We start from the raw sequence: 26,959 nt of genomic DNA on the forward strand, positions 1-26,959 counted from the left end.
GGGCTCTATTATCGGGTGCACGTTTATTTTGCATAGCATTCTTCAGATGGGTCAATTGATCTTCCCAGCTATAACGTTGCTTTTTAGTTATTTGGTTATTAACTTTATTTTTGCATTCTCTGCTTATCGTTTAGGTTTTTTAGATTTACAATCTGCTCTTTTTGCCTCTTCTCCAGCTGGAGCAACTGATATCGCGCTAATTGCAGGTGATTTCGGTGGTGATATGCCAAAAATTACTGCCGTTCAAATTTGTCGAATGCTCTATTCAGTGATAGTTATGCCATTTTTGGTTCATTTTTTTGTTTCTTAGCTCGAGATCTTCGTGGAGGAATAGTAAATTATGGGAAATAAAGCAGACTAACTTCTTAGCTGCCGACTAGGTAGTAAGAGGTTAGTCTGTTTTCGTGGAAAATTTTTTGTATTTTGAAATACGGATTAATCCAGTAATCCTCTTTCACGATACCAAACGTCTGGTGACCAAATCCACTTGAAGCCATCTTTTTCGAGCAATTCGTCTGCTTCTTTTGGTCCCATCGATCCGGCAGCGTAGTTAGGGAACTCCGCAGTCGAGTGATCCCAAGCATGACGAATGACATCGACGATTCGCCAAGACTGCGCAACCTCATCCCAGTGCGTAAAGTTGGTGCCATCACCATTTAACGCATCTAAAAGTAGTTTTTCATAGGCTTCAGGTGTGTTTTCCAATATTTCAGAGCTATTACGATAGTCTAATTTTACAGGATGCATGTCAAAGCCATTACCTACTTCTTTCCCGTTAAGTGAAAGAGAGAAGCCTTCTGTTGGCTGAATATAAATGGTTAACACATTTGGTTCGAGCGATTGTTGTTCACAAGGTTCGTTAATAGAGGTCTTAAACACATTGACAGGTACTTGTTTAAAGACAATATTGATGCGTGTGCCTTTTTCAGTCAGGCGCTTACCTGTGCGAATATAAAAGGGCACACCTGACCATCGGAAGTTATCGATATAAAATTTACCAGCAACAAAAGTTTCCGTTTGTGAATCAGCTGCGACATTCTCTTCTTCACGATAGCTTGCAAAAGTTTGATCATTGCGTTTTCCAGCAGCGTATTGACCGCGGACAAAGTGTTCTTTCACTTCGTCTTCCTTGTAAATACGAATGGCTTCAAGTGCTTTGATCTTTTCTTGGCGAATACCTTTTTCGCTAAATTCAATTGGTGGTTCCATCGCAAGGAGGGAAAGAACTTGCAAGATATGGTTTTGTACCATGTCTTTTAACGCACCGCTCTTATCATAATATCCGCCACGTTCTTCAACACCTAGGTCTTCTGCGATATTAATTTGGACATTCGCAATGTAGCGATTGTTCCATTGTGATTCAAAAATATTGTTAGCAAAACGAATAGCAGATATATTTTGAATCATTTCTTTTCCAAGGTAATGATCAATGCGGTAAATCTCGGTTTCAGAGAAAACATCGGTAATTTCTGCGTTTAATGTTTCGGCACTATTGTAGTCTGTTCCGAATGGTTTTTCGATGATGACGCGATGGTAACCATCCGTCGTAATCATGCCTTGCGACTCTAGGTGATGGACAATCGTACCAAAGAAATTAGGGGACATTGCTAAATAAAATAGTCGATTCCCTGCTAGTTGGTATTGTTCATCTAGTTGGTCTGCTAAATCACGCAATGCGACGTAATGTTCTGTATCATTGACATTATGGGATTGATAATAGAAATGAGAAGCAAATGTTGCAGCTTGTTCAGGTGTTTGTGCTAAACTTGCGACTGCTTTTTGGACTACTTCACGGTAAGTGTTATTTGTCCAAGGTCTTCTTGCGGTCCCAATTACCGCAAATGATTCTTTTAATTGTCCTTTTAAATAAAGACGGAACAAAGAAGGATAGAGCTTACGCTGTGCTAAGTCACCTGTACCACCAAAAATTGTTAATAAAACCTTTTTATTATCCATTTCATCCACATCCTTATAGTTGATCGACAAAAATTGTAGAAGCTGCCTTATAACTGACAGCCAATGTTTTTGTGTCATTTTGAATTGTCACGGGTCCTTCATAGTCCGCAACTTCTACAATCGTATATTCTTCGTGAATCTTTAAATCAAGTGAAACAAGATAATCCAGTAGTTCTTTCTCGTCCAAGACACGCGCGATGCGAATGTTTGTCCCAATCGGATAGGAAGTCAAAGTTGAGCGCTTGATTTCTTGAATTGGCTCATTTTCCTTTGGTATAACACCGCCATGTGGACAATATGCCGGATGATGCAAATAAGCCTCCAATTGGGCAGCTAATTTTTCTGAGGTGACGTGCTCTAATACCTCAGCATCATCGTGGACCTCGTTCCAAGTATAGTTGAGATGTTCGACTAGGAATACTTCCCACAATCGATGACGACGAATTAAGGCACTGGCACTGGTTAGACCGGCTAGCGTTAATTGAACACCTTGGTATGGCGTATGCTCCACGAGGCCTTCTTTTACTAGTTTAGTAATCATCTCACTAACCGATGCAGCTGATATATTTAAACCAGAGACAATTTGTTTGTTTGAGATTTTTATTTGGTCACCGCCAAGTTCAAGAATTAATTTTAAATAATCTTCACGATTTGGTGTCATGTTATTCATCCCTTCTATATGTACTAAATTTTATCAAAAAAATGGAAATATTACTATGTAAAGCATATGGAAAAAAGCAAAAACGTTTCATTCGTTTTTGCTTTTTTCTTAAAAGATAGGATGTTTGTTATGCCCATTCACCATTGCGGAAGATTGGTACGCGTGAACCATCTTTTTTTATGCCGTCAATATTCATATGGCTTGAGCCAACCATAAAGTCAACATGGGTCTGACTACGGTTCAAGCCAGCTTGTTTTAATTCCTCTTCAGTCATTTCTGTCCCACCTGTCACACTAAAGGCATACGCAGCACCTAAAGCTAGATGGTTAGAGGCATTTTCATCAAATAACGTATTGAAGAAAGTCAGTCCTGATTGAGAAATAGGTGATTGATTTGGTACTAGGGCCACTTCACCTAGATGTTTGGCACCTTCATCAATTGAAAGTAAGCTCGCTAATGTTTCTTGGCCTTGTTCAGCTGAGTAGTCGATCACCTTGCCATCTTTAAAGGTAAACTGCATTCCAGACAAAATCGTCCCACCATAACTTAGTGGTTTAGTGCTAGAGATATAGCCGTCTACACGATTTGCATCAGGGGCAGTAAAGACTTCTTCGGTAGGCATATTTGCCATAAATTCTTCCCCTCGGCTATTAAAGCTACCAGCACCTTCCCAAATATGTCCGCTAGGTAGACCAATCGTCAAGTCTGTGCCAGGTGCCGTATAGTGTAATGCGTCAAATTGTTCTGCGTTCAATTCGTTTGCTTTCTTGCGTAATAATTCATCGTGGTTTTTCCATGCTTCAACTGGATTATTTTCATAGACACGGGTCGTTTGGAAGATTTGATCCCATAGTGCTTCTTGGGCTTTTTCAGGAGATTTATCAGGAAAGACTCGTTGGGCCCATTCGACACTAGCTGCGGCTACAACAGTCCAACTAATTTTATTTGCTTGACTGGCTTTGCGAAGATTTAACAGCGCTTTGCCAGAAGCAGCTTGATACGTCGCTACTCGGTCGCCAGCCACTGAGGCGAATGCACCTGGGTCAGTAGACACGACACTAATCCGGCTAGCTCCTTTTGCCAACCAATCATCTGCTTGGTCTACTTTGTATTGTGGTACTATTGCTAGACGATCGTCTTCAGCATGTGTCAGAAATGAACGCTGAATGGCATCATCCGTCCATTGTACAATGACTTCAGCAGCGCCGAGTGAATAAGCCTTTTCGGTAATCAAACGAGCCAATGGTGCTTGATCAACACTCACTGAGAGCACAATGGTATGTCCTTTTTGAACATTGACACCAACTTCTACGACAAGTTGTGCATAGGTTTCTAAATTTTGATAAAATGTTGTATTTTTCATTTGTAGCATCTGTTCCTTTCAAAAAAATCAGTCATAACGCTTCATATGATAACATTCTCATTGAATGAAAACAAATGGATTGGCAAATAATTTGCCTAAAAGTTAAAAGAATTTTATGAAATTTTTCCACAAAGTAGGCGATAGTTTTAAATCGCATCGTGGCATGTTAAAATAAAACTAGTAATTCAAAAACGTTGTGATTATGAATAAGGAGATGGAGAGATGGCTAGAAAAAAAACGATTACTCGTGATCAGATTTTAACAGCTGCATATGAAGTAGTGGCAAATGATGGCTTTTCTAAATTTACTGCACGAAATATCGCGAATCAAATGAAATGTTCCACTCAGCCCATTTATTTAGAGTTTGCGAATATGGACGATTTGAAACAGGAAGTTGTCAAAGTAATCTTTAAGCATCTATCTGAGGATATCTTCACTCGTGAAGTAACAACGAATCGGCTCATCGATTTTGGGTTAAATTACATAGATTTTGCTACCAAAGAGAAAAAATTATACCGGGCGTTGTATTTGGAAGATTCTGGGAATGGATCAATGATGCAAGAAACATCATTTCGTTGGTTCAAAAAAATCGCAATCGAGCATTCAGATTACGCGAATTTATCAGACGAGCAAATTCAATCGATCTATATCGGCTTTTGGATTGTAGCAACAGGAATGGCTTCTTTAATGTCAGCTGGCATCTTGGAGTTTGTTCAAGAGGATGTAATTAAAGCCTTAGAAGAGACATTAGCGATTGTGTTAGAGCGAGAAGAGATTATCGACATTAAAGTCAAAACATCTAAATAAAAAGAGGCGGTGTCAAAAGCGAGTCGAGCAGGAAGTTTTTAAGTTCCTCAATGTTGGCATTTCGACTTATTGCTGAGAGGCTGGCTTTTGGCATACCAGTTTATGCTAAAGGGAGTGTGATAAATAATTGTCACACTCCCTTTTTTAGTTGGCCGCAGCTGTGGCTAATTGTTTTGCGAAAGCTTCAAGTCGTTGAATATCTTCTTCCTCAGCAGCAAGATCGACTTTGACACTATCCGCACCTTTTGTCGCACCGATTTTGGTAAAAGTTGCCTCAAAGTCATCCACAGACTTACAAAAATAGTCATAAAAGGTATCGCCAGAACCACATACCCCAAAGATTTTGCCAGCTAAATCAAGTTCGTTTAAATCATCATAAAAGTCCATAATTTCATCTGGCAAGTCACCATCGCCATATGTATAAGAAGCAACAACACAAATATCTGCATCTTGAAAATCATCTGCATCCACTTGTGTACATTCATTGATTTCAACGTCAATGTCTAAATTTTCTAATGCTTCGGCGACAATGTCTGCTATTTCTTCTGTATTACCGGTTAAACTTGCATAAACGATTTTTGCTACTGTCATTTTCTTCCCACCATTGTTAAAAAAGTATTTGCAAAGCAATTATAACAAAGAAAACTAGGAATGAAAACCTTGACAGTGAGTGTTTGGAAAATAGCAGTCCCTATGGTAAAATGAATCGTATTTAAATAGAGGAGACGAATTAGAATGATTACATTAAAGTCACAAAGAGAAATAGATCAAATGGCAGAGTCAGGTGCAATTTTAGCTGATGTTCACCGTCATTTGCGTTCGTTTATTAAACCAGGAATCACTAGCTGGGATATTGAAGAATTTGTTCGTAATTTTATTGAAAGTCATAATGCAGTGGCAGCTCAAATTGGTTTTGAAGGATACAAGTATGCGACTTGCTGTAGCATAAACAATGAAATTTGTCATGGTTTTCCTAGAAAGAAAGCTCTTAAAGAAGGCGATTTGATTAAAGTTGACATGTGCGTGGACTACAAAGGCGCCATCTCTGATTCTTGTTGGGCCTATGCAGTAGGTGAAGCTAGTCCAGAAGTAAAAAAATTAATGGACGTAACAAAAAAAGCTTTATACCTAGGAATTGAACAAGCCGTTATCGGTAATCGAATTGGTGATATTGGTCATGCGATTGAATCGTATGTTGAGGGCGAAGGCTATGGTGTAGTACGTGACTTCATCGGTCACGGCATCGGCCCAACGATCCATGAAGATCCAATGGTTCCTCATTATGGCGAAGCTGGAAAAGGGTTACGCTTACGTGAAGGTATGGTGATTACCATCGAACCCATGGTCAACATTGGCGACTGGCAAATGAAAATGGATCCTAATGGCTGGACAGCTTATACGCGTGATGGTTCACTAAGTTGTCAATATGAACACAGTTTGGCAATCACAAAAGACGGTCCGCGTTTACTAACCTCACAAGGAGAGGAAGGAACGTATTAGGGAGGTTAGGGAATGATTCGTTGGTTTAAACGGGTGAAACAAAACGAAAAAATAGGCCAATTTATCGAAATAGCAAGCAATCGCATCTCAACTTCGGATATCGGAAATACTTCAGTGGTCGTCGCATATTATTTGTTGTTATCCCTTTTTCCTTTGTTAATTGCGGTGGGCAATATCTTGCCTTTTCTCTCAATTAATCCCAATACTATTTTGCCATACTTGCAAGAAATGATACCGAGTCAAATCTATGACTTTATCGGCCCAGCCATTAAGGACCTGTTGACGCAAGGATCAGGTAAGCTCTTGTCAGTATCAGCATTGGGGGCGTTGTGGTCTGCTAGCCAAAGTATCAATGGCTTACAAACGGCGATGAATCGCGCATATGGTGTTGAACAACGCTCCAACTTTATCATTGTACGTATTGTTTCGTTTTTCGTTATTATCTTTTTTATGATTTCAATTGTTGGCGTCTTTTTAGTCATGGGGATTGGCAAAGTTATCTTAGATATACTGCAACCAATTTTCCAAATTCCATCAGAATGGATTTCGTTGTTCCAGACGATTAAATGGCCAGTAACAATATTAGGATTATTGGCAATGTTAACGATGATTTATTGGATTGTCCCAAATGCGAAAGTGAAGCTTCGGTCTGCCTTGCCGGGTGCGATTTTTACAACAGCTGGATGGATGGCTCTTTCCCAAATTTTTGGTCTATATGCGATGTATTTCACACGGAGAATTAGCGGTTACCAAATTATTGGAAGTTTTATCGTATTGATGATTTGGTTGAATTTTGCGGCATCGATTATTATTATTGGAGGCATATTGAATGCCATTATAGAAGAAATGGTTAGTGGGAAAGAAGTGCAAGAACGCAAAGGACCCGTCCAAAGAGTGACGGAGAAACTGACAGATAAACTAACAAATAATGACGATGAAAGTGGGAATGAGTAATGGCGTTTACCTTCAAATTCATCATCCAACTCTTTTTAACCATGATGCTGGCAGCGGTCTTTACGCCTTTAGTTAAGCTTTTGGCTTTTCGAATAGGGGCAGTTGATATGCCTAATAAGCGTAGAATCAATAGTAAACCGATGCCAACTGCGGGTGGACTTGCGATTTTTTTAGCTTTCTCCCTTGCGACACTCTGGGAGTTTCGCCATGACCTTTTCGGCACGAATGTCTTGCCTATTTTAGTAGGAGCATTGATTGTGGTTATTACGGGGGTAATAGATGATGTAAAGGAGTTGTCACCGCTCCAAAAAATAACGGGATTAATTATCGCTGCACTTGAAATTTATTATGTAGCCGGCATTCGGATCAATACCATGTCCATCCCGTTTTTAGGAATGTTTCATTTAAGCTGGCTAAGTTTGCCGATTACTATTCTTTGGATTTTGGCTATCACTAATGCGGTAAATTTGATTGACGGGTTAGACGGTTTAGCAGCAGGGATATCGATGATTGCGCTCGTGACGATTGGCATTGTCAGTTATTTTTATTTACCTGATAATGGTATCGTGATTTCAATAATGATTTTTACATTAGTCGCTTCAATCATGGGCTTTTTCCCGTTTAATTTTCATCCGGCAGCGATTTACCTGGGAGATACAGGTGCCTTGATGCTAGGATTTTTGATTTCAGTTTTTTCATTACAAGGATTAAAAAATGTTACCTTCATCTCTGTTTTGACACCCATGTTTATCTTAGGTGTGCCGATAACGGATACGATTTATGCCATGCTTCGCCGCTTCTTTAATCGTCAGCCGATTTCATCACCTGACAAAATGCATTTGCATCATCGACTCATGTCGTTAGGCTTTAGCCATCGAGGGGCAGTTATGACTATTTATGCGTTAGCGATTATTTTTTCGTTTATTGCATTACTGATGAATTATGCGAGTACGACTGCAATCATCTTATTAGTCATCATGACGATATTTGGCTTAGAGTTATTTATTGAGTTAATTGGGTTAGTTGGCGAAAATCGGCAACCGCTATTGCATTTCTTGAAATTTTTTGGCAATCGTCAATTTCGACAAGAGGTCATGCAGAAATATTTACAAAAAAGAAAAGACAAATAAGGTCGGATGTCCGAAAAGGGCGTCCGATTTTTCATTTTGACAAAAATGAACGCAAGGTGTAAGATTCAGTTGTAAGGATTACTTTTGTAAACGGAAGAGAGGTGAAGCCTGATGAAGGAGGAACCTGTAAAAATTAGTGATTCTGAGTGGGAAGTGATGCGCGTTATTTGGCATGAGGACTGTAGCGATGCAAAAGGGATTTTTGATGTATTAGGAGTAGCCAAAGATTGGAAAATGGCTACTATAAAGACGCTACTTGGCCGCTTAGTAAAAAAAGGAGCATTGTCGACCGAACAGGATGGCAAAAAGTTTCTTTATCGTCCACTAGTTAACGAACGGCAAGTGATTCATGATGCTACTTCGGAATTGTTGTCACATATCTGTGCCAAAAAAATAGGTCATACAGTAGCAGAAATACTCGCTCAGGTGGAGTTGACGGCAGACGATATTCAATTAATAAAAGAACAGTTAACTCAAAAAGAACCCGTGGCTAGCATTCAATGTGATTGTGTCCCTGGTCAATGTGAGTGTCATAAAAAAAATGGAGGAATGTAAAATGAAACAAACATTTGCAATTGAAGGTATGAGCTGTGCGCATTGTGTCGCACATGTAGAAAAGGCAGTAAATGAATTACCTGGAATCAAAAAAGTAGCTGTTCATTTAAAGAAAAACAACGGTGTCATTAAATTCGATGAAACGCAAGTAACAAGTGATCAAATAATCGAAAAAATAAACACAGATACAAACTATCACGCGCATCTAGCGTAATGACTGTAGGTTACTTAAGGAAGTGTGAAGGCTTTTATCACACTTCCTTTTTTATATACTTAATCGACATATAGAGTTCATCAACGTGTGGTATAATAGGCTGAAAAATGAAGGAGTGACAACGGACATGGAATTAAAACGGCTTGAAGTGCCCACATCATCGATTACCGAAGTGAAAAAATCCCCAATGGACGTCTTCCAGCAAGCACGTGAAGCTGGTACGGGTGTCTATATTTTCAATCGGGAAAAAATTGCTGGAGTGATGGTGACACAGCAGCAATATGAAGAGCTATTAGATGAGTTGCAACAACTCCGTGAACGCTCCTTCAAACCGACTTCCGAACCTGGTGAGGCTGTTTCATTGGAGGGCCTTAGCCAACAGATGATCGAACAAATTCGACAAACGATTATTGTCGGGACGAGTATTTCAGTGAAGCAGTTAGATGAAAAAATGGTCAGCCTTGGCTTTATTACGAAGAAAACTGGCTTCGGTGGAGTGAACGAGCTGATGAAAGAACTCCAGACAACGGGCAAGATTGTTTATCAATACCGTAAAAAAAATCATGAAAAGAGCCTCTTTGTCGACTTGATTGGTGAATTAGACAGTCAAAATCCATTAGTGGACCGCATGATTGTAAAAAAAATTTTGGCTCGCCAATTGACTTAAAAAAAAGCGTTCCTAATATAGCAAAATGTGCTAGTATGTAAAAAAAAGGAGTGAGCATATTGAGTCAATTAACAAATCGGTTTAATCCCCAATTAAGTAAAATCGCAGTCTCTTTAATTAGACAATTTGATGAGCAAGTATCTTCAATACCAGATATGTTAAAGTTGACATTAGGTGAACCAGATTTTGATACACCAGAGCATGTCAAACAAGCCGGGATCCGTGCAATTGAAGAAAACTATACGCATTATTCTGGCATGGCAGGGTTAGCAGATGTTCGAGAAGCAGCGGCAGCCTTCTTTAAGCAAAAGTATGGCGTTTCGTATAACTGGCAATCAGAGATTATGGTCACAGTAGGTGCGACTGAAGCAATCTCAGCAACCTTACTCAGTGTCCTATCCCCTGGTGATGAAGTGATATTACCAGCACCTATCTATCCAGGATATGAGCCAATTATTACGCTAGCGGGAGCGACGCCAGTCTATATCGATACAAGAGAGACCGGATTTGTATTGGATCCAGCAGCATTAGATAAAGAGTTACAAGCACGTGGAAAAAAAGTGAAAGCAGTGGTATTGAATTTCCCTAGTAATCCTACTGGTGTGACGTATGACGAAAAAGAATTAGCCGCGATTGCCGAAGTACTAAAAAAATACGATGTGTTCGTTATTAGTGATGAAATCTATAGTGAATTGAGTTATGATGCACCGCATGAAACATTGGCACGTCACTTAAGAGAGCAAACAATTGTCATTAATGGCTTATCAAAATCACATGCCATGACAGGTTGGCGCATAGGATTTATTTTCGCACCAGAAGAATTAGCGAAAGAAATTATTAAGACGCATCAATATTTAGTGACAGCAGCAACAACTGTTTCACAAAAAGCAGCTTTGCAAGCATTGGTTCAAGGAATTAATGATGCAGATGTAATGAAGGAAGAGTATTTAGCCCGTCGCAACTTTGTTTATGATAAGATGACTTCATTTGGTTTTGAAGTTGCCAAGCCGTCAGGTGCTTTTTACATTTTTGCAAAAATACCAGCTGGTTATCAACAAGATTCAATGGCCTTTTGTGTTGATTTAGCTCAAAAATCCAAACTAGCGATTATTCCTGGCGTTGCCTTTGGACCAGAAGGAGAAGGATATGTCCGTATTAGTTATGCGGCAAGTCTAGAACAATTAAAAGAAGCGATGAATCGTCTAGAAAGTTATATGAAGGAATAATTGGGAAGCTGAGATAGACTTGTTCAGATCCAAGCAAAAGACCAGAAGTCGTTTCTTAGACTTCTGGTTTTTGTCATAGTAGCTCATTCTGTCTCGTCGTTTTATCAAGATCGAAGCATTTGTCACGACCTTAATAAACGGTGTACCAAAAGCAGATCTTCGGCAATAAGTCAAAAATTCTCAAAATTTGAAAAGCAAATTTTGTCATTTCTGCACTTATTGCTCAGATCTAGGCGCTTTTGTCACGACCTTAATAAACGGTGTACCAAAAGCAGATCTTCGGCAATAAGTCAAAAATTCTCAAAATTTGAAAAGCAAATTTTGTCATTTCTGCACTTATTGCTCAGATCTAGGCGCTTTTGTCACGACCTTAATAAACGGTGTACCAAAAGCAGATCCTCGGCAATAAGTCAAAAATTCTCAAAATTCGAAAAGAAAATTTTGTCATTTCTGACTTATTGCTCAGATCTAAGCGCATTTGTCACGACCTTAATAGTTGCATTGCATACTATTTACAGATACTTAACAGAAGACGCATCATTCTTTACATAAAATCCATTCTCTTTTTACATCACCTTGTTAGACTATGGTTGTTAGAAAGAGAGAGGAGAGTAACAAATGAAAAAACTAGGTTCCGTCCTATTATTAGCAGGTATTTTATTAGCGGGATGTGGAAGTAATTCCAGCAGTGACTCAAGTAGCAGCTCAAGTGCTTCAACTGAATCAGTCAAAATTGTAGCAGTAGGTTCGACAGCATTACAACCATTAGTAGAGGCTGCCCAAGAAAGCTTTTCAGCAGCAAATTCAAATTACGATATCACCATTCAAGGCGGAGGGTCTGGTACGGGTCTGAGCCAAGTAGCGAGTGGCTCAGTAACGATTGGTAACTCTGATGTTTTTGCTGAAGAAAAAGATGGCGTCGATGCAAGTGCCTTGGTTGACCATAAAGTTGCAGTAGTGGGTATGGCGCCAGTAGTTAATAAAGATGCTGGTGTGTCAAATGTGACAAAAGATCAATTAATTGATATCTTCACTGGTAAAATCACAAACTGGAGCGAAGTTGGTGGAAAAGACGAAGCAATCACAGTCATCAACCGTGCATCAGGAAGTGGTACACGTGCGACATTTGAAAAATGGGCACTGGATGGCGCTAAACCAATCCAAAGTCAAGAACAAGATTCTTCAGGAACAGTGAAGAAAATCGTTTCTGAAACACCAGGAGCAATTAGCTACCTAGCTTTATCTTATATTGATGACTCTTTACAAGAACTATCAATTGATGGCGTAGAACCAACTGCTGAAAACATTGAAACAAATGACTGGAAAGTTTGGTCATATGAACATATGTATACAAAAGGTGAACCAGATGCTGGCGTGAAGAAATTCTTAGATTATATGACTAGCGATGAAGTTCAAAATGGTGCAGTGAAGGAATTAGGTTACTTACCAATTACATCAATGAAAGTGGAACGTTCTGCTGACGGTACTGTTACAGATGTAAAATAAAAAACAAATGAATTCATAATTTGACCCCCAACTCTTAGCTTCTTAGTCTAAGAGTTGGGGGTCATTTTTTGCGGGTGTTTAAGTTAAGGGGAAATGGATAATAAATGTTGTTCCAATTCCGGGATAGCTTTGAAGTTCAATTGTTCCATTAAGTGCTTCTACGTATTCTTTGACAATGGCTAAACCAAGACCTGAGCCTCCTGAGTTCCGGGTACGGGCTTTATCGGCACGATAAAAGCGTTCAAAAATGCGCTTCTGGTCTTCTTCATCGATACCGACTCCTTGATCTTTTACTTGAATGGTTAATTCTTGATTCACCTGACTGAAAAGAATTTGGATAGTCGTCGCATCTCGAGAATAGTATAGAGCATTTTCAATTAAATTTTTTAAAATGGCCTGCAAGAGTTCTTGCTTTGTAAAGAAAAGATAATCTGGGTTGCCATGAATTTGAAACTGAATCTTTTTTTCATCGGCAAGCGTATGGTAGCTTTCGATATTATGTTGAATAAAAGGGAAAAGCGGGATATTTTTTAATTCATAATCATAGCGATCGGCACTTTTGGATAGTTGAATGACTTGTTGAATTAATTCTTCTAGCCGATAAGCATCTTTTTGCATGATGGTCAAAAAGTCAGTAAGCGTCTTTGGATCATCTTTAGCGCCATCTAAGAGTGTCTCTGTGAAACCAATTAAAGAGGTGACGGGTGTTTTTAACTCATGCGTTACATTGCCAACAAAATCACGCTGCATTTTTTCTAATTGCCGAATTTTGGTCAAATCATAAGCGATGACTAATACTTGATGGTCCTCTTTGAAGTAACGGAGCGTTATATCTAATATTTTTTTAGTAGCGTTAATTTTAATCTCTTGATTGACAAATGGGACCCGTTCGCTGACATGATAGATTAATTGGATCAGGTGTGTATCGGTAATGACAGAAGCAAAAGGGACATTCCAAGCTTCAATCGGTGCGATACCAAGATTTTTTTGCATGGAAACATTCATTGATTTTAATTGACCATCTGAATCGAGTATGAAGATACCAATTTTTAATTCATTAAATAAAGTCGCTAGTTGCTTTTCACTTGATTCATAAGCAAGGTAAGTTTGATTTAGCTGTTCATTTAAGGTCGACACGACTGCAAGTAATTCTTCTTCTTGTTCATTAGGCTTAGTAGGTTCAAACAATTCGCCATCAGCATTGCCCTTAATCATTTTTTTTAGAATAGGTAAGACGGTCTCCACTGGTCGGTTCCGTTTGGTTAGTATTCGCAAAGCTAGAAAATAGACCATGAATGAAAAAAGGAAATAAATCATCAAGATGGATTGCTTAATGCTTGCAGATTTTTTCAAAAAATCATCGGCAGGCTCTGCTAGTCGGATGAACCCGATGATTTTGTTATTCTGTTTAATAGGTAACGCGACGTAGAGCAACTGCTTATGTAAAGTGGTGCTCCACCGTGTGGCTTGACCGATTTGATTGCCGCTCATAACGGCTTTTATCTCAGCTCGATTCGCTCGCGATCCTTGGAGCGACGAATCAGTACTGTCCATTAAAATTTGGCCTGAAGGATCCAAAAGGGTGATCCGTTCATCTGAATCCGCTACGTAAGTATCTCGGTAGGATTCAAGCGTGGCTAACTGATTATTACTGACACGTAGCAAAAATGCGCCTTTTTGTTGTAAATACGTGACTTGTTGATTGGTGACTTGTTGATTATAAAAGCGGCTAATCAATTGCCAGCTAGCTATAAAAAGAAGCACAAACACGACGGTTAGTGCACCATAATTTTTGAAAAAACGTTTCATCGATGAGGCTCCTTAAAGGTATAACCAAATCCTCTAACGGTTTGTAAATATTGTGGATGCTTGGGATCATCTTCAATCTTTTCGCGAAGGTGACTAATATGGACATCCACAATCCGACTTTGCCCATCGAAATCAAAATGCCAAATACGATCAAGTAAGGTATCCCGATCAATGACGCGATCCTTGCGATTCATAAAATAGACCAATAATTCAAATTCTTTCGGCGTCAGAAAAATTTGCTCCCCTTTAACTTTGACTTGATAGTTCGATAAGTCGGCCTCAATCGAGCCAATTTTGACGAGTTCTTTTTTTTCTTCATCGATTGGTTGGACTTCATTTTGAGATATGCGACGAGCGATAGCCTTGATTCGAGCAATGACTTCTCTCGGACTGAATGGCTTGCTTAAATAATCATCAGCACCAATTTCTAGACCTAGAATGCGATCGATTGGATCATCCTTGGCAGTCAAAATAATGATAGGGGTGTTTACCTTTTCTTGGCGCAAGCGTTTGGTAATTTCGATCCCGTCCATATGAGGTAGCATCACATCTAATAAAATAAAATCAAAAGATTGCATCAAGGCAATTTCTAGCGCTTCTTGACCATCTGTTGCGCTAGTTACCTGATAGCCCTCTTTTTCTAAATTAAAGGTTAATAACGTGACAATCGACGGTTCATCGTCGACAACAAGAATTTTTTTCATGGGTTCTACTTCCGCTCCTTTTTTTCATAGGTTCATTCTATCATGAATTGACAATAGGGACTATTGTCAAATGATCGTTTGTAGAAATTGGAAAGCATACAAATGATCGAAGAGGTGGTTTGCCAGTCAGTTAAATGGTATACTATTAAACGAATATATTGAAAAGATTTTAGAGGAGGATTGTTTGTGGAGATTGAAAAAACCAATCGAATGAATGCACTTTTTGAATTCTATTCCACCCTTCTTACACAAAAGCAGATGAACTATATGGAAATGTATTATGCAGATGATTTTTCTTTAGGGGAGATTGCACAAGAGTTTGCTGTTAGTCGTCAAGCAGTCTATGACAATATTAAGCGCACGGGGAAAATACTTGAAGATTATGAACGCAAATTACATATGTATTCAGATTATGTCGTACGTAGCCAGCTGCTTGAAAAGTTGGAGACACATTTGCACGCCAACTACCCAGATGATACACTCGCACATGACTTAGTCGTGAAATTAGCCGAAATTGATGAATAAAGGATGGAACAAACATGGCATTTGAAAGCTTAACTGAGCGCTTGCAACAAGCGATGAGCAAATTACGAAAAAAAGGAAAAGTTACTGAAGCCGACGTAAAAGAAATGATGCGAGAAATTCGCCTCGCTCTTTTAGAAGCCGATGTCAACTTACAAGTGGTAAAAGAATTCACGAAAAATGTACGGGAACGCGCAGTTGGTGCTGAGGTCCTAGATAGCCTATCACCGGCACAACAAATCGTAAAAATTGTTAACGAAGAATTAACAACGACACTCGGGTCAGAGACGGTCGGCATTGAAAAATCACCCAAAATTCCTACAATCATTATGATGGTCGGGTTACAAGGGGCCGGTAAAACGACATTTGCCGGAAAATTAGCCAATCGCTTAAAGAAGACTGAAAATGCGCGCCCCTTAATGATTGCAGGTGACGTCTATCGTCCAGCAGCAATTGACCAATTAAAAGTCTTAGGGCAACAATTAGATGTCCCTGTTTTTGATATGGGTACGACTGTAAGTCCGGTCGAGATTGTCCGTCAAGGATTAGCCGTAGCAGCAGAAAAGAAAAATGATTATGTATTAATTGACACGGCCGGCCGTCTTCATGTCGATGAAGCACTAATGGAAGAGTTAAAACAAATCAAAGAATTGGCACAACCAAACGAAATTTTACTCGTGGTCGATGCGATGACTGGACAAGATGCCGTGACGGTCGCTGATAGTTTTAATCAACAATTAGGAATTACTGGTGTCGTGATTACTAAATTAGATGGTGATACTCGTGGTGGGGCGGCGCTATCGATTCGCTCGGTGACAGGGGCACCGATTAAGTTTACCGGTACTGGTGAAAAGCTGACTGACTTAGAAATCTTCCATCCAGACCGAATGGCTAGTCGTATTTTAGGTATGGGTGACATGCTGACGTTGATTGAAAAGGCTCAGCAAGATTACGACGAGAAAAAAGCAGAAGAACTTGCGAAAAAGATGAAGGAAAACAGCTTTGACTTTAATGATTTCATTGAACAGCTCGATCAAGTGATGAGTATGGGGCCATTAGAAGATTTGATGAAAATGATTCCAGGCATGAGCCAAGTTCCAGGAATGGATAATTTCAAAGTGGATCCAAAAGATATTGCGCGTAAAAAAGCCATTGTCTTTTCGATGACACCAGAAGAGAGAGAAAATCCTGATTTATTGAATCCTAGTAGACGACGACGAATTGCAGCTGGATCTGGAAATAATGTCGTAGAAGTCAATCGCATGATTAAACAATTTAAAGAAGCAAGAACAATGATGCAAAAAATGTCTAATGGAAACTTTAATGTCCCAGGAATGGATCAAATGTTTGGGACAGGTATCAAAGGAAAATTAGGTAAGATGGCGATGAATCGGATGGTCAAGAAAAACAAAAAGAAGAAAAAGAAACGCAAATAATAGATAGTATTTGACCGCGCTCTCTTTTCCGTCATAATTATTCGTATTATTTGTTCTCTATCGGGAATGATGATACTATAAATATAGAAACTGAAAGGAGAAATGCACGATGGTGAACAAAGATCAAGTAGAAGGTAAAGTAACTGAAGCTAAAGGTAAAGTAACTGGTGATGACTCCGAAGAATTAAAGGGCAAAGTTAAAAAAGGTTTTGGCGATGCCAAAGAAAAAGTTGAAGAATTCGCTGACGATGTAGCAAAAAAAGTCAATGAATTTGTCGACCGTAAAGACAAAAAATAATTAGACGAATCATTTCCAAAAGTAGATGCTTAGGCATCTACTTTTTTTATTAAAAAACTACATAGCCTAAAAAGACTATGCAGTAGTGGGTATTTTTAATCAGTTAATTTCTTGAAAAATTCAATGTATTTTGAAGTAATCAAATCGAAGAACGAGGTTGTTTTTTCTGTTAACGCATCCTTATCATCAAATAAAGCTGCTGCATTGCCGATATATGCTTCTGGTTGTTGCAATGTTGGCATATTTAAGAACACAAGTGATTGACGTAAGTGGTGATTTGCACCAAAACCACTAATAGCACCTGGAGAGACACTTACGACTAAAGCGGGCTTGCCATCCCAAACGCTGTGACCATAAGGACGTGAACCAACATCAAGCGCATTTTTTAAAGCAGCTGGAACAGAACGGTTGTATTCAGGAGTAAAGAAATAGACACCATCAACGCCACCTACTTTTTCTCTAAAACGTGTCCAAGCTTCAGGAACAGCGCCTTCAACGTCTAAATCTTCATTGTATAAAGGTAAGTCATCAATTTCAACAAATACTGGTTCAAAATCTTCAGGTAACGCACTAGCAAAATACTTTGCTACTTTTTTGTTTAAAGAATCTTTTCTTAAACTACCTACGATGATGCCAATTTTCTTTGTCATTACAAAAACTCCTCCTTTAATTTTATATCTATATGTATTTTATTACTACGGAAAAAATATTGCAAAAATAATAGCATACTTTTTGGAAGTGAAAAAAGTTTAACTGTAAAGAAAAAACTCTTTACAGGGAGAAAAAAAACTGGTACACTACTTCTTGTGATTAAAACTAATGGAGGTGTATATAAACATGGCAGTTAAAATTCGTTTGAAACGTATGGGTTCTAAGAAAAGTCCTTTTTACCGTATCGTAGTTGCTGATTCACGTTCTCCACGTGATGGACGCTTCATCGAAACAGTAGGAACTTACAATCCTTTAAAAGATCCAGCTGAAGTAACTTTGAAAGAAGAAGTTGTTCTTGACTGGTTAGCTAAAGGTGCACAACCTTCTGATACAGTTCGTAACTTGCTTTCTAAAGAAGGCGTTATGAAAAAACATCATGAAGCTAAGTTCTCTAAGAAATAAGGTGACCACTTATGGATGAGTTGAAAAAGTTAGTATTAACCATCGTTCGTCCGTTGGTTAGCTTTCCTGATCAAGTTGTATTAAATGTAGAAGAGTCCGATGATTTCTTTGAATTTAATCTTTCAGTCGCACCAGAAGACATCGGTCGTATTATTGGCAAGCAAGGACGTGTTGCCAAAGCTATTCGAACAATTGTTTATAGCGTGCGCTTGAATCAACCCAAAAAAGTTCGTCTTAATATTTTAGATAATAAATAGGAAGAAACCTGATGAAAGTCAGGTTTTTTTTTGTTGAGTGAGAATATTTCTGCAAGTATCTAGTTAGGAACAAGTAAAGAAGATCCGAGATGTTTTTCTTATTATTTGGTGTTATTTGTGTTTTAGCGTAGACTTATAGATGATAGGAAAGGAGGATGACGATGGATCAATTGTTATTTTTATTGATTTTAATTGCCTTGATTTGGATGATTTTTAAAGTGAGTAGATGGATTTGGCGTATTGCTAGCTTTGTGATAGTACTCGTTGTGATTTGGTACTTTAGGGAGACAATCAATTCTTCTTTAACACAGTACAGTGAATGGATTCCAAATCCAGAAGTACGCGCAAATGTGCAACAATTTTTACAAACATTTTTTGAAAAGTTAAACCAATTTGGTCAAACAGTAACGAACTTGATTCAATAAGGGAGCGATTTTCATGAAAAAAAGTTTGCTATATGGGGTAGTACTCGTTTCACTTGGTTTGATGTCGGGTTGTACAAACTCAGCAACTACGACGACAACAGTCCAATCTGGACAAAGTACCACCGAGACAACTCAGTTAGCAGGAACAACATCAAGTACAACACAATCAAGTACGACACTGGAAAGTACAACACAACAAACCACAAGCAGTGAGCATACTGCCCAAATAAATCCAGCACAAGCCTTACAAGCTGCTTTTCCGAATGAGCAAACACCAACGGCCGCTGTTAATCATACTCAAACGATGAATATTGCGGTAGCTGATGAAGGTAGCCGCTTTTCAGTCCTTTATTATGATATGGCACAGCCACTTGTGTTGAATTCAAAAGAATTGAATGCTCAACAACCAATCGCACATTTCGAAAAAGTACAGTATGCCTCGGCTGAACAGGCCAAAGCCGCAGTCAATCAGCTAAACGGACAAGATGGTGCAATGGGTGTAGATTTGGGATATGGTATTACGGGCTACCAACAAGGGGCAGCTGGATCGACTTACTTGTCATGGAGTGAAGGAAAGTGGAGTCTATACGTACAAGCAAGCAATAGTGAAGGACAAGACCCTGTGCCTACAGCCAAAGAAGTAGTCGCATTTTTAGAGAAAAATTACTTACCGGCGCCCAATACTGCTGGACAAATTGCGATTCATTTAAATGCAACAGGCTATCAAGCAAATCAAATTACATGGCAGGACAATACGATAGTCTGTACAGTTTCCAATAACGATGCCATTGCAGCATTAAAAATGGCTGTATCTATGGCAAAATAAGGACGACATAGCTAATTTCTTCTTCGCATGATACAATGAATGAGAATTTTTGAAGAAACGAGGAACGAACGTGACAGAATATTTAAATGTAGGAAAAATAGTAAACACCCATGGCATCAGAGGAGAAGTGCGGGTCATTTCTCAGACTGATTTTGCTTTAGAACGGTACCAACCAGGAAAAACGTTGGTACTGTTTCGAGAAAATCAAGCACCACTGACATTAACGATTGATACGTACCGCCGTCATAAAAATTTTGATCTATTGAGTTTTGAAGGGTACCCTTCGATTAACCAAGTAGAGTCTTTTCGTGACGGTATTTTAAAGGTCGCCAAGGAAGATTGTGTTGAATTGGCTGAAAATGAGTTTTATTATTATGAAATTATTGGGGCAGAAGTTGTCACAGAAGAAGGCAAAGTTATTGGCAAAGTGAAAGAAATTTTATCGCCTGGTGCCAATGATGTTTGGGTGGTTCAACGCAAAGGTAAGAAAGACGCGTTGTTGCCATATATTGACTCAGTCATAAAAGAAGTCGACGTAACTGCTCAAAAGATTATTGTCGAGATACCAGAAGGGTTGCTTGATGATGAGAATTGATGTCTTAACCCTTTTTCCGAGAATGTTCGATGGACCACTGGGTGAGTCTATCATTGGCAAAGCGCGTGAAAAAGGCTTACTTGATATTCGTGTATCCAATTTCCGTGACTACTCTGATAACAAGCATCAGACAGTCGATGACTATCCGTATGGTGGTGGAGCAGGCATGTTATTAAAAGTGCAACCAATCCACGCAAACTTAGCTGCCATCGAAGCAGAACAACCTATCGAAAAAAAACGCATTATCTTACTTGATCCAGCTGGCAAGCCATTTAATCAAAAAATGGCGGAAGAATTCGCCAATGAAGAACAACTAATCTTCATCTGTGGTCATTATGAAGGGTACGATGAGCGTATTCGCTCGCTCGTGACTGATGAAGTGTCACTAGGTGATTATGTCTTGACTGGTGGAGAACTAGGAGCGATGGTGATGATCGATGCCACTGTCCGCTTGCTACCGGATGTATTAGGCAATCAGACTTCTGCCCAGACAGATTCACATTCGACAGGTCTGTTAGAGCATCCACAATATACGAGACCAGCTGAATTTGCTGAAATGAAAGTTCCAGAAGTACTAACTAACGGCAACCATAAATTGATTGCTGAGTGGCAGCTAAAAGAATCATTACGTCGAACGTATTTAAGAAGACCAGATATGCTAGAAAAATTACCATTGACGCCAGAGATGGAAAAGCTACTAAAAGAAATCAAAGAGGAAGAAAAAAAGACTGACTGACAAGATTTTTTCTTTACAGAGCATAGTCAAGTATGCTATTATATTTTGGTGAGTGAAACGCTCATCTATTACAATATTCCGCTGGGGTAGCTAGAGCATCCTAAGAGTATTTGGAAATAAGGAGAATGATAAAAATGAATCCATTAATTCAAGCATTAACACAAGAACAATTGCGTACAGACATTCCTGCATTCCGTCCTGGTGATACAGTACGTGTACACGCAAAAGTTGTCGAAGGAACTCGTGAACGTATTCAGTTATTTGAAGGTGTTGTTATCAAACGTCGTGGAGCTGGCATCAGCGAAACTTACACTGTTCGTAAAGTATCAAACGGTGTTGGCGTTGAACGTACTTTCCCATTACACACACCACGTGTTGCTCAAATCGAAGTTGTTCGTTACGGTAAAGTTCGTCGTGCTAAATTGTACTACTTACGTGCCTTACACGGAAAAGCAGCTCGTATCAAAGAAATTCGTCGTTAATCATTTATCAGATGAAGTAAAAGACCTTGTTAGCAAGGTCTTTTTTTCTTATACTAGGAAAGATAGAAGGGAATGAGTCAGATGGCTACAACAAAACAAGAGCAATACGAATTAATTTTAGCGCAATTAGCAGGTTTATTGGAAATTGAAACCAATTGGATTGCCAATCTAGCGAACTCATCTGCATTACTAAATGATGCATTTTCAGATACGGTTTTTGCTGGGTACTATGTGTATACAGATGGTGAATTGGTATTAGGACCATTTCAAGGGAAAGTATCGTGTACAAGAATTAAGCTGGGAAAAGGCGTCTGTGGAGAAGCAGCTGAAACGAAACGCACACTGATTGTAGACGATGTAACGACACATAAAAACTATATTTCGTGTGATTCTGCAGCAATGTCTGAGATTGTCGTGCCTATGTTGGTCGCTGACAAATTGATAGGTGTGCTCGATTTAGATAGTCGTAAATTTTCAAGTTACGACGCGATCGATCAAGAATATCTAGAAAAGTTTGTGGCCTTATTGACAGCCAGCTACCAAAAAGAGACTGTGTCAAAAGCATTTAGCTCCGAGCAATAAGTCAAAAAAATTTTGCATGTGTGACAAAATTTGTGCGACGAAATCTGAATTAAACACAAGACCAATTAACTACAACAAAAAGCCAACGCAGCCCCAAAGTGTTAGACTAACTTTTTGGCTATGCTGGCTTTTTATTTCTAGCTGAACAAGGTTGTTTCAGCCTTTTTTTGATCAGCGTCAAGTAATGGGTATTATCTCTTACCCGACAGGACGCCGTACAACCAATCAAATGGTGCAAAGAAGATATCTTCCATTAGTAACCGCCTCCTATAAAAAGCATAGCATGGAATTGTATTACATGAAGATGATTTTTGTTACGTTTTCAAAAAATTTAAAACGAAGATGACAAACATTTTACTCTTCTTGAGGATAAATCGAAAAGCCATATTGTTTAATATGCGCTTGTAACATTTCCAAATAGGTCAAGGCTAAAGGACTGAGCGTCCGTTGTTTTTGTTTTAGCCATCCAATTGTAATCGTATCCTCATATTCGAGTGGAATCGCCACAATTTTATCATCATTTAGTTCACTACTAATAATACCTGAACTAATCGTATACCCATCCAGTCCCACCATTAAATTAAAAATCGTTGCACGATCGCTGACTTTAATCTCTTTTTTGCGATCCCATGTGCTTAAAATTTCTTCTGCAAAATAAAAAGAGTTCGTTTCTCCTTGCTCATAGCACAAATAGGGATAGTCCTCTAAATCAGCGAGTGTCAGACTGGCTTTTTTTGTCAAAGGATTGCTTCGGCTGACAAAGACATGTGGATGAGCATCAAATAAAGGCGTAAAGGTCAAATCTTTTTCTTTAAAAAGCTTCGTCATGACTTTGCGATTAAATGAATTTAAGTAAAGAATACCCAACTCACTCTTAAACTGAACCAAATCATCAAAAATATTTTCTGTTTCTGTCTCGCGTAAGGTGAAGCGGTAATCATCATTGGGAACGGTACGAATCAATTCAACGAAGGCATGCACGACAAACGCGTAGTGTTGGGCTGATACAGAAAAGCTTTGTTTGCGTAGGCCTTGATGCTTGTATTTTTCTTCTAATAAGTTCACTTGATCAAGAATTTGACGGCTATATACCAAAAATTCGCGTCCTTCATTCGTTGGAGATACGCCCGTTTTACTGCGGAGCAAAAGTTGAATATTGAGTTCTTGTTCTAATTCTTTGATAGCATTTGATAGGCTAGGTTGCGTGAGGAAAAGCTCTTTGGCCGCTTCATTAATGGATCCTTTTTCAACGACTTTTTCTAGATAAATTAATTGCTGTAAGCGCATAGTATCCCTCCGTTTTTTCTTTATTATAGAGCAGGTTATAGGTAATAGCTATAACTTGCTCTTGTTTTTTTCAGTTATCGCTTTGTTTTTACTCATGTTAAAGTAACGCTATTAGAACGGAGGAGGGAATTACATGGTAAAAACAACAATCGTTGGCTTTCCAAGAATTGGAGAATTTCGAGAATTAAAATTTGCAACTGAGGCATTTTTTAGAGGTGATAGTACGACAAAAGATCTTTTACAAAAAGGAAAGGAACTCCGCAAAAAACATTGGCAACTCTTAAAAGATAGTGGAATAGATGAAATTACAAGCAATGACTTTTCGTTTTATGACACAACACTCGACACCGCTTGTTTGTTTAATATCGTTCCAGCTGCAGTGCGATCATTAGCGCTTACTCCACTGGAAGAGTATTTCGCGTTGGCTCGTGGCTATCAAGGGGAAAAAGGTGATGTGAAAGCTAGACCTATGAAAAAATGGTTTAACACCAATTACCATTATCTGACACCAAAAATCGAAGCAAGTACCAACGTTCGTGTAGTGGGAACAAAAATATTTGATGAATACCAAGAAGCAAAATCATTAGGAATAGAGACACGCCCCGTCATCCTTGGTCCATTTACATTTTTACAATTAGCAGAAATTGATGATGATGTGAATCAAGAGAAGCTCATTATCCAATTAACAGTCGCATATCAGGAGGTCTTCTCAAAATTAGACAACCTAGGTGCGAAATGGATTCAATTAGATGAGCCGGGACTAGTTAAAGATCTATCGACAGAACAAGTGAATGTATTTGAAACTTTATATCAAAATTTATTAGTAGACAAACCGCTAAACGTCTTGATACAAACCTATTTTGGCGATGTACGGGATGTCTATCACTCATTGATTACTTTGCCGGTCGATGCAATTGGACTAGACTTTGTCGAAGGAAAGCAAACAAAAGCGTTGCTAACTAGTGGGTTTCCGGAAGACAAAATTTTATATGCAGGTGTGGTAAATGGAAAAAACATTTGGCGGAATCAGTTCGAGCAAACACTACTGCAAGTAAAGGATTTTCAGAACAAAAAATTAGTCCTTTCAACCTCTTGTTCATTATTACATGTTCCATACACAACGGATAATGAAAGCTTCTCGCCTGAAATAGTAAACTATTTTTCGTTTGCAAAAGAAAAATTGGAAGAACTAAAGGTCTTAGCGAGCCTTGTTGAACACAAAGAAATGCACTTATTGCAACAAAATAAAGCATTGTTTGCTGCCAAGCGCTTTGATGAAAATAGTGAATTGAAAGAGAAGTTAGAACAATTGACAGCAAAAGATTTCGAGCGATCCCCTGATTTTGAACAACGTCGCCTCATTCAAAAGAATGTGTTTCAACTTCCAGATTTGCCGACTACGACGATTGGCTCATTTCCTCAAACAAAAGAAGTAAAACAAAATCGATCAAAATGGAAAAAAGGTGAAATAGATCAGCAACACTACGAGCAATTCATAGAAAAGCAGATCAAAGAATGGCTAGAGTGGCAAGAGTCGATTGATTTAGATGTATTAGTCCATGGAGAGTTTGAACGAAATGATATGGTGGAATATTTTGGTCAGCAGCTAGATGGCTATTTGTTCAGTAAAAATGGCTGGGTTCAATCCTATGGGACGAGAGGAGTTAAGCCACCGATTATCTGGTCAGATATCACTCGTAAGGCCCCCATCACTGTCAAATGGTCAGCATTTGCTCAAAGTCAAACCAAAAAAGTTGTCAAAGGAATGCTGACTGGGCCAGTAACAATCTTGAACTGGTCTTTCCCAAGAGAGGATGTGTCGACGAAAGAATCCACACTTCAACTGGCCCTAGCGATTCAAGAAGAAGTTCTTGATTTAGAAAAAAATGGCATTCGTATGATTCAAATTGATGAAGCAGCTTTGAGAGAAAAATTACCTCTTCGTCAGTCTGATTGGTACTCCGAATACTTAGATTGGGCGATTCCAGCATTTCGTTTGATACACAGCAAAGTAAAACCAGAGACCCAAATTCATACTCATATGTGTTATAGCGAATTTACCGATATTCTTTCGGCGATTGATCAAATGGATGCAGATGTTATTTCCTTTGAAGCATCACGTTCCAATCTTGCTATTTTGGATGAACTGGTTCGTCGACACTTTAAAACAGCAGTCGGTCCGGGTGTTTATGATATCCATTCTCCTCGTATCCCTTCAGTTGAAGAGTTAACGACGACCATTCATGAAATTATCAAAAAAGTCCCTCGTGAAAAAATTTGGATTAATCCGGATTGCGGATTAAAAACTAGAGGAATAGTGGAGACGAAGGCGAGTCTGGCAAATATGACAAAGGCAGTAGCTGCGATACGAGAGGAGTAAGAGTGAGATGGATCGATTATTATCATTTGAAGTATTTCCTTCAAATACACAAGATGGCTTCACGAAATTAGTTGCAACTATCCAGACACTGGCAAAATTAAAACCGGCATTCATAAGCGTGACTTGTAGCAACAATAATCAAACAATTGACCAGACAACAATCAAAGTTGCAAATTATATCCAGAATGAACTGGGAATTGAAACAATCGCACATTTGCCTACAGCCTATCTTTCGAAAGCACAGGTGAAGCGTACGATTGAAAATTTGACAAGGCTAGGCATTTATCACGTGCTAGCTTTACGTGGGGATACACTCCCTAATTTGAAACCGGTCCATGATTTTTTATACGCAAGTGATTTAATAACCTACATTAAAACGATTGCACCAGAATTTTCTATTTCTGGTGCATGCTACCCAGAAGTTCACCCTGACTCTCCTAATCGAATTTCAGATATTCAAGCTTTAAAAGTGAAGTGTGATGTGGGTTGTGATAGCTTGATTAGTCAACTATTTTTTGATAATGACGTATTTTATGAATTTATTGAAAGGTGTCAACTCGCAGGTATCGATGTCCCCATTCTTGCAGGAATCATGCCGATTGTTAATCGCAAACAAGCAATACGATTGGTACAAACAACGAAGACGAATCTGCCGAGAAAGTTTCTTGCCATTTTGGAAAAATACGAACACAATCCTAAAGCATTAAGAGAAGCAGGTTTGGCCTATGCAGTCGACCAAATTGTTGACTTGCTTACACAAGGAGTGGGTGGCGTTCATCTATATACAATGAATAATGCAAATGTTGCAGAGCATATTTATCAGCAAACTGGTGCGCTTTTTGCGACGGCATCCTGTTTTGGGCAAGAGAAATAGTACGAAGAATTACTGAAGTGTGACACCTCAGCTGAGAACGAGATGAAAAGAGAATCGAACTGTCCTGAAAAGGACAGTTTTTTAAGTGATAAAT

31 protein-coding genes are annotated in these 26,959 nt (G+C 38.9%); 23 read left to right on the plus strand and 8 right to left on the minus strand.

All coding sequences use genetic code 11. The annotated features are described in order from the left end of the window. Positions 1-10: 10 nt before the first annotated feature. Complete coding sequence (locus NE257_RS11700; RefSeq protein WP_338127569.1) at positions 11-310, plus strand: AbrB family transcriptional regulator; 300 nt, start codon at positions 11-13, stop codon at positions 308-310. 125 nt (positions 311-435) lie between these two features. Here the strand turns inward: NE257_RS11700 and zwf are convergent, their stop codons facing one another. The 3 genes from zwf to NE257_RS10580 form a co-directional block, all read right to left on the minus strand. Then, positions 436-1,956 carry a glucose-6-phosphate dehydrogenase gene (gene zwf / locus NE257_RS10570; protein ID WP_040365977.1) on the minus strand — a complete coding sequence of 507 codons (1,521 nt, stop codon included), beginning with the start codon at positions 1,954-1,956 and terminating at the stop codon, positions 436-438. Between the two features lie 13 nt (positions 1,957-1,969). Then, positions 1,970-2,617 carry a transcriptional regulator EfaR gene (efaR, locus tag NE257_RS10575; RefSeq protein WP_040365974.1) on the minus strand — a complete coding sequence of 216 codons (648 nt, stop codon included), beginning with the start codon at positions 2,615-2,617 and terminating at the stop codon, positions 1,970-1,972. Positions 2,618-2,744: 127 nt separating this feature from the next. After that, on the minus strand, positions 2,745-3,980 hold the full coding sequence (locus NE257_RS10580; protein ID WP_420871133.1) for an aminopeptidase: 1,236 nt from the start codon (positions 3,978-3,980) through the stop codon (positions 2,745-2,747). 222 nt (positions 3,981-4,202) lie between these two features. On the opposite strand from NE257_RS10580, the gene NE257_RS10585 reads away from it, so the two are divergent. After that, positions 4,203-4,787: a TetR/AcrR family transcriptional regulator gene (locus NE257_RS10585; RefSeq protein ID WP_007207087.1), complete on the plus strand. Its 585-nt coding sequence runs from the start codon at positions 4,203-4,205 to the stop codon at positions 4,785-4,787. Between the two features lie 144 nt (positions 4,788-4,931). Here NE257_RS10585 and NE257_RS10590 read toward each other — a convergent pair whose 3' ends face one another. Continuing rightward, positions 4,932-5,378 carry a flavodoxin gene (locus NE257_RS10590; protein WP_007207086.1) on the minus strand — a complete coding sequence of 149 codons (447 nt, stop codon included), beginning with the start codon at positions 5,376-5,378 and terminating at the stop codon, positions 4,932-4,934. A 144-nt stretch (positions 5,379-5,522) separates the two neighbouring features. On the opposite strand from NE257_RS10590, the gene map reads away from it, so the two are divergent. The 8 genes from map (at position 5,523) to NE257_RS10630 (ending at position 12,539) form a co-directional block, all read left to right on the plus strand. After that, complete coding sequence (gene map / locus NE257_RS10595) at positions 5,523-6,287, plus strand: type I methionyl aminopeptidase (protein ID WP_007207085.1); 765 nt, start codon at positions 5,523-5,525, stop codon at positions 6,285-6,287. A 15-nt stretch (positions 6,288-6,302) separates the two neighbouring features. Further along, positions 6,303-7,241, plus strand: coding sequence for a YihY/virulence factor BrkB family protein (locus NE257_RS10600; protein WP_040367059.1), 939 nt, complete (start codon positions 6,303-6,305; stop codon positions 7,239-7,241). Then, positions 7,241-8,371, plus strand: coding sequence for a glycosyltransferase family 4 protein (locus NE257_RS10605; RefSeq protein ID WP_251854486.1), 1,131 nt, complete (start codon positions 7,241-7,243; stop codon positions 8,369-8,371). The genes NE257_RS10600 and NE257_RS10605 overlap by 1 nt, the downstream gene beginning before the upstream one ends. 111 nt (positions 8,372-8,482) lie before the next feature. Beyond that, the gene (locus NE257_RS10610) at positions 8,483-8,926 is read left to right on the plus strand and encodes a CopY/TcrY family copper transport repressor (RefSeq protein ID WP_007207082.1); all 444 of its coding nucleotides are present in this window, start codon (positions 8,483-8,485) and stop codon (positions 8,924-8,926) included. 1 nt (position 8,927) lies between these two features. Next, a complete protein-coding gene (gene copZ / locus NE257_RS10615; protein ID WP_040365970.1) occupies positions 8,928-9,140 on the plus strand; it encodes a copper chaperone CopZ in 213 nt (70 codons plus the stop codon). Between the two features lie 127 nt (positions 9,141-9,267). After that, positions 9,268-9,807 (plus strand): hypothetical protein, encoded by a 540-nt coding sequence (locus NE257_RS10620; protein ID WP_040365968.1) that lies wholly within the window; start codon positions 9,268-9,270, stop codon positions 9,805-9,807. 59 nt (positions 9,808-9,866) lie between these two features. After that, positions 9,867-11,033, plus strand: a complete 1,167-nt coding sequence (locus NE257_RS10625) for a pyridoxal phosphate-dependent aminotransferase (RefSeq protein WP_040365966.1) — start codon at positions 9,867-9,869, stop codon at positions 11,031-11,033. Between the two features lie 618 nt (positions 11,034-11,651). Further along, entirely contained in the window at positions 11,652-12,539 is an 888-nt protein-coding gene (locus NE257_RS10630; RefSeq protein WP_251886414.1) for a phosphate ABC transporter substrate-binding protein, read from the plus strand. 78 nt (positions 12,540-12,617) lie between these two features. Here NE257_RS10630 and NE257_RS10635 read toward each other — a convergent pair whose 3' ends face one another. Both NE257_RS10635 and NE257_RS10640 read right to left on the minus strand, forming a co-directional pair. After that, positions 12,618-14,348: a sensor histidine kinase gene (locus NE257_RS10635; protein ID WP_251886415.1), complete on the minus strand. Its 1,731-nt coding sequence runs from the start codon at positions 14,346-14,348 to the stop codon at positions 12,618-12,620. Further along, the gene (locus NE257_RS10640; protein WP_251886416.1) at positions 14,345-15,052 is read right to left on the minus strand and encodes a response regulator transcription factor; all 708 of its coding nucleotides are present in this window, start codon (positions 15,050-15,052) and stop codon (positions 14,345-14,347) included. The genes NE257_RS10635 and NE257_RS10640 overlap by 4 nt, the downstream gene beginning before the upstream one ends. A gap of 186 nt (positions 15,053-15,238) precedes the next feature. On the opposite strand from NE257_RS10640, the gene NE257_RS10645 reads away from it, so the two are divergent. The 3 genes from NE257_RS10645 to NE257_RS10655 all read left to right on the plus strand — a co-directional run bounded on the left by NE257_RS10645 (position 15,239) and on the right by NE257_RS10655 (position 17,308). Beyond that, positions 15,239-15,577, plus strand: coding sequence for a putative DNA-binding protein (locus tag NE257_RS10645; RefSeq protein WP_007207075.1), 339 nt, complete (start codon positions 15,239-15,241; stop codon positions 15,575-15,577). Positions 15,578-15,591: 14 nt separating this feature from the next. Beyond that, positions 15,592-17,010, plus strand: coding sequence for a signal recognition particle protein (gene ffh, locus NE257_RS10650; RefSeq protein ID WP_007207074.1), 1,419 nt, complete (start codon positions 15,592-15,594; stop codon positions 17,008-17,010). A 109-nt stretch (positions 17,011-17,119) separates the two neighbouring features. Continuing rightward, positions 17,120-17,308, plus strand: a complete 189-nt coding sequence (locus NE257_RS10655) for a CsbD family protein (protein ID WP_007207073.1) — start codon at positions 17,120-17,122, stop codon at positions 17,306-17,308. 95 nt (positions 17,309-17,403) lie between these two features. Here the strand turns inward: NE257_RS10655 and NE257_RS10660 are convergent, their stop codons facing one another. After that, the gene (locus NE257_RS10660) at positions 17,404-17,958 is read right to left on the minus strand and encodes an NADPH-dependent FMN reductase (RefSeq protein ID WP_251852382.1); all 555 of its coding nucleotides are present in this window, start codon (positions 17,956-17,958) and stop codon (positions 17,404-17,406) included. Between the two features lie 187 nt (positions 17,959-18,145). Here NE257_RS10660 and rpsP point away from each other — a divergent pair, with 187 nt between their 5' ends. From rpsP to NE257_RS10700, 8 genes are all read left to right on the plus strand, one after another. Continuing rightward, positions 18,146-18,421: a 30S ribosomal protein S16 gene (gene rpsP, locus NE257_RS10665; RefSeq protein ID WP_040365961.1), complete on the plus strand. Its 276-nt coding sequence runs from the start codon at positions 18,146-18,148 to the stop codon at positions 18,419-18,421. Positions 18,422-18,432: 11 nt separating this feature from the next. Then, positions 18,433-18,678, plus strand: coding sequence for a KH domain-containing protein (locus tag NE257_RS10670; RefSeq protein WP_007207069.1), 246 nt, complete (start codon positions 18,433-18,435; stop codon positions 18,676-18,678). Between the two features lie 161 nt (positions 18,679-18,839). Next, entirely contained in the window at positions 18,840-19,103 is a 264-nt protein-coding gene (locus NE257_RS10675) for a hypothetical protein (RefSeq protein ID WP_040365959.1), read from the plus strand. A 13-nt stretch (positions 19,104-19,116) separates the two neighbouring features. Next, entirely contained in the window at positions 19,117-19,929 is an 813-nt protein-coding gene (locus NE257_RS10680; RefSeq protein ID WP_251886417.1) for a hypothetical protein, read from the plus strand. 70 nt (positions 19,930-19,999) lie between these two features. Continuing rightward, positions 20,000-20,524, plus strand: coding sequence for a ribosome maturation factor RimM (gene rimM, locus NE257_RS10685; RefSeq protein ID WP_251886418.1), 525 nt, complete (start codon positions 20,000-20,002; stop codon positions 20,522-20,524). Continuing rightward, a complete protein-coding gene (gene trmD / locus NE257_RS10690; RefSeq protein WP_007207065.1) occupies positions 20,511-21,260 on the plus strand; it encodes a tRNA (guanosine(37)-N1)-methyltransferase TrmD in 750 nt (249 codons plus the stop codon). Before rimM ends, trmD begins: the two co-directional genes overlap by 14 nt. Positions 21,261-21,394: 134 nt before the next feature. Continuing rightward, on the plus strand, positions 21,395-21,742 hold the full coding sequence (gene rplS / locus NE257_RS10695; RefSeq protein ID WP_040365957.1) for a 50S ribosomal protein L19: 348 nt from the start codon (positions 21,395-21,397) through the stop codon (positions 21,740-21,742). 72 nt (positions 21,743-21,814) lie between these two features. After that, positions 21,815-22,324: a GAF domain-containing protein gene (locus NE257_RS10700; RefSeq protein WP_007207063.1), complete on the plus strand. Its 510-nt coding sequence runs from the start codon at positions 21,815-21,817 to the stop codon at positions 22,322-22,324. A gap of 354 nt (positions 22,325-22,678) precedes the next feature. Here NE257_RS10700 and NE257_RS10705 read toward each other — a convergent pair whose 3' ends face one another. Beyond that, positions 22,679-23,611, minus strand: coding sequence for a LysR family transcriptional regulator (locus NE257_RS10705; RefSeq protein ID WP_251886419.1), 933 nt, complete (start codon positions 23,609-23,611; stop codon positions 22,679-22,681). A gap of 133 nt (positions 23,612-23,744) precedes the next feature. Here NE257_RS10705 and metE point away from each other — a divergent pair, with 133 nt between their 5' ends. Both metE and metF read left to right on the plus strand, forming a co-directional pair. Then, positions 23,745-25,991 (plus strand): 5-methyltetrahydropteroyltriglutamate--homocysteine S-methyltransferase, encoded by a 2,247-nt coding sequence (gene metE / locus NE257_RS10710; RefSeq protein WP_251886420.1) that lies wholly within the window; start codon positions 23,745-23,747, stop codon positions 25,989-25,991. A 7-nt stretch (positions 25,992-25,998) separates the two neighbouring features. Then, entirely contained in the window at positions 25,999-26,865 is an 867-nt protein-coding gene (gene metF, locus NE257_RS10715) for a methylenetetrahydrofolate reductase [NAD(P)H] (RefSeq protein ID WP_251886421.1), read from the plus strand. Positions 26,866-26,959 lie beyond the last annotated feature (94 nt).

This window comes from Enterococcus italicus (genome assembly GCF_023743875.1).
GTDB classification, from domain to species: domain Bacteria; phylum Bacillota; class Bacilli; order Lactobacillales; family Enterococcaceae; genus Enterococcus_G; species Enterococcus_G italicus.

Excerpts from the sequence above, each read along its gene's own strand:
- NE257_RS10670 (WP_007207069.1), top strand. The coding sequence starts at position 18,433 with ATGGATGAGTTGAAAAAGTTAGTATTAACCATCGTTCGTCCGTTGGTT.
- NE257_RS10675 (WP_040365959.1), top strand. The coding sequence starts at position 18,840 with ATGGATCAATTGTTATTTTTATTGATTTTAATTGCCTTGATTTGGATG.
- ffh (WP_007207074.1), top strand. The coding sequence starts at position 15,592 with ATGGCATTTGAAAGCTTAACTGAGCGCTTGCAACAAGCGATGAGCAAA.
- copZ (WP_040365970.1), top strand. The coding sequence starts at position 8,928 with ATGAAACAAACATTTGCAATTGAAGGTATGAGCTGTGCGCATTGTGTC.
- rpsP (WP_040365961.1), top strand. The coding sequence starts at position 18,146 with ATGGCAGTTAAAATTCGTTTGAAACGTATGGGTTCTAAGAAAAGTCCT.
- NE257_RS10705 (WP_251886419.1), bottom strand. The coding sequence starts at position 23,611 with ATGCGCTTACAGCAATTAATTTATCTAGAAAAAGTCGTTGAAAAAGGA.
- trmD (WP_007207065.1), top strand. The coding sequence starts at position 20,511 with ATGATGAGAATTGATGTCTTAACCCTTTTTCCGAGAATGTTCGATGGA.
- NE257_RS10660 (WP_251852382.1), bottom strand. The coding sequence starts at position 17,958 with ATGACAAAGAAAATTGGCATCATCGTAGGTAGTTTAAGAAAAGATTCT.
- metE (WP_251886420.1), top strand. The coding sequence starts at position 23,745 with ATGGTAAAAACAACAATCGTTGGCTTTCCAAGAATTGGAGAATTTCGA.
- metF (WP_251886421.1), top strand. The coding sequence starts at position 25,999 with ATGGATCGATTATTATCATTTGAAGTATTTCCTTCAAATACACAAGAT.
- map (WP_007207085.1), top strand. The coding sequence starts at position 5,523 with ATGATTACATTAAAGTCACAAAGAGAAATAGATCAAATGGCAGAGTCA.
- NE257_RS10590 (WP_007207086.1), bottom strand. The coding sequence starts at position 5,378 with ATGACAGTAGCAAAAATCGTTTATGCAAGTTTAACCGGTAATACAGAA.
- NE257_RS10605 (WP_251854486.1), top strand. The coding sequence starts at position 7,241 with ATGGCGTTTACCTTCAAATTCATCATCCAACTCTTTTTAACCATGATG.
- zwf (WP_040365977.1), bottom strand. The coding sequence starts at position 1,956 with ATGGATAATAAAAAGGTTTTATTAACAATTTTTGGTGGTACAGGTGAC.
- NE257_RS10620 (WP_040365968.1), top strand. The coding sequence starts at position 9,268 with ATGGAATTAAAACGGCTTGAAGTGCCCACATCATCGATTACCGAAGTG.
- NE257_RS10580 (WP_420871133.1), bottom strand. The coding sequence starts at position 3,980 with ATGAAAAATACAACATTTTATCAAAATTTAGAAACCTATGCACAACTT.
- NE257_RS10630 (WP_251886414.1), top strand. The coding sequence starts at position 11,652 with ATGAAAAAACTAGGTTCCGTCCTATTATTAGCAGGTATTTTATTAGCG.
- NE257_RS10680 (WP_251886417.1), top strand. The coding sequence starts at position 19,117 with ATGAAAAAAAGTTTGCTATATGGGGTAGTACTCGTTTCACTTGGTTTG.
- rplS (WP_040365957.1), top strand. The coding sequence starts at position 21,395 with ATGAATCCATTAATTCAAGCATTAACACAAGAACAATTGCGTACAGAC.
- NE257_RS10700 (WP_007207063.1), top strand. The coding sequence starts at position 21,815 with ATGAGTCAGATGGCTACAACAAAACAAGAGCAATACGAATTAATTTTA.
- NE257_RS10635 (WP_251886415.1), bottom strand. The coding sequence starts at position 14,348 with ATGAAACGTTTTTTCAAAAATTATGGTGCACTAACCGTCGTGTTTGTG.
- efaR (WP_040365974.1), bottom strand. The coding sequence starts at position 2,617 with ATGACACCAAATCGTGAAGATTATTTAAAATTAATTCTTGAACTTGGC.
- NE257_RS10640 (WP_251886416.1), bottom strand. The coding sequence starts at position 15,052 with ATGAAAAAAATTCTTGTTGTCGACGATGAACCGTCGATTGTCACGTTA.
- NE257_RS10585 (WP_007207087.1), top strand. The coding sequence starts at position 4,203 with ATGGCTAGAAAAAAAACGATTACTCGTGATCAGATTTTAACAGCTGCA.
- NE257_RS10610 (WP_007207082.1), top strand. The coding sequence starts at position 8,483 with ATGAAGGAGGAACCTGTAAAAATTAGTGATTCTGAGTGGGAAGTGATG.
- NE257_RS10655 (WP_007207073.1), top strand. The coding sequence starts at position 17,120 with ATGGTGAACAAAGATCAAGTAGAAGGTAAAGTAACTGAAGCTAAAGGT.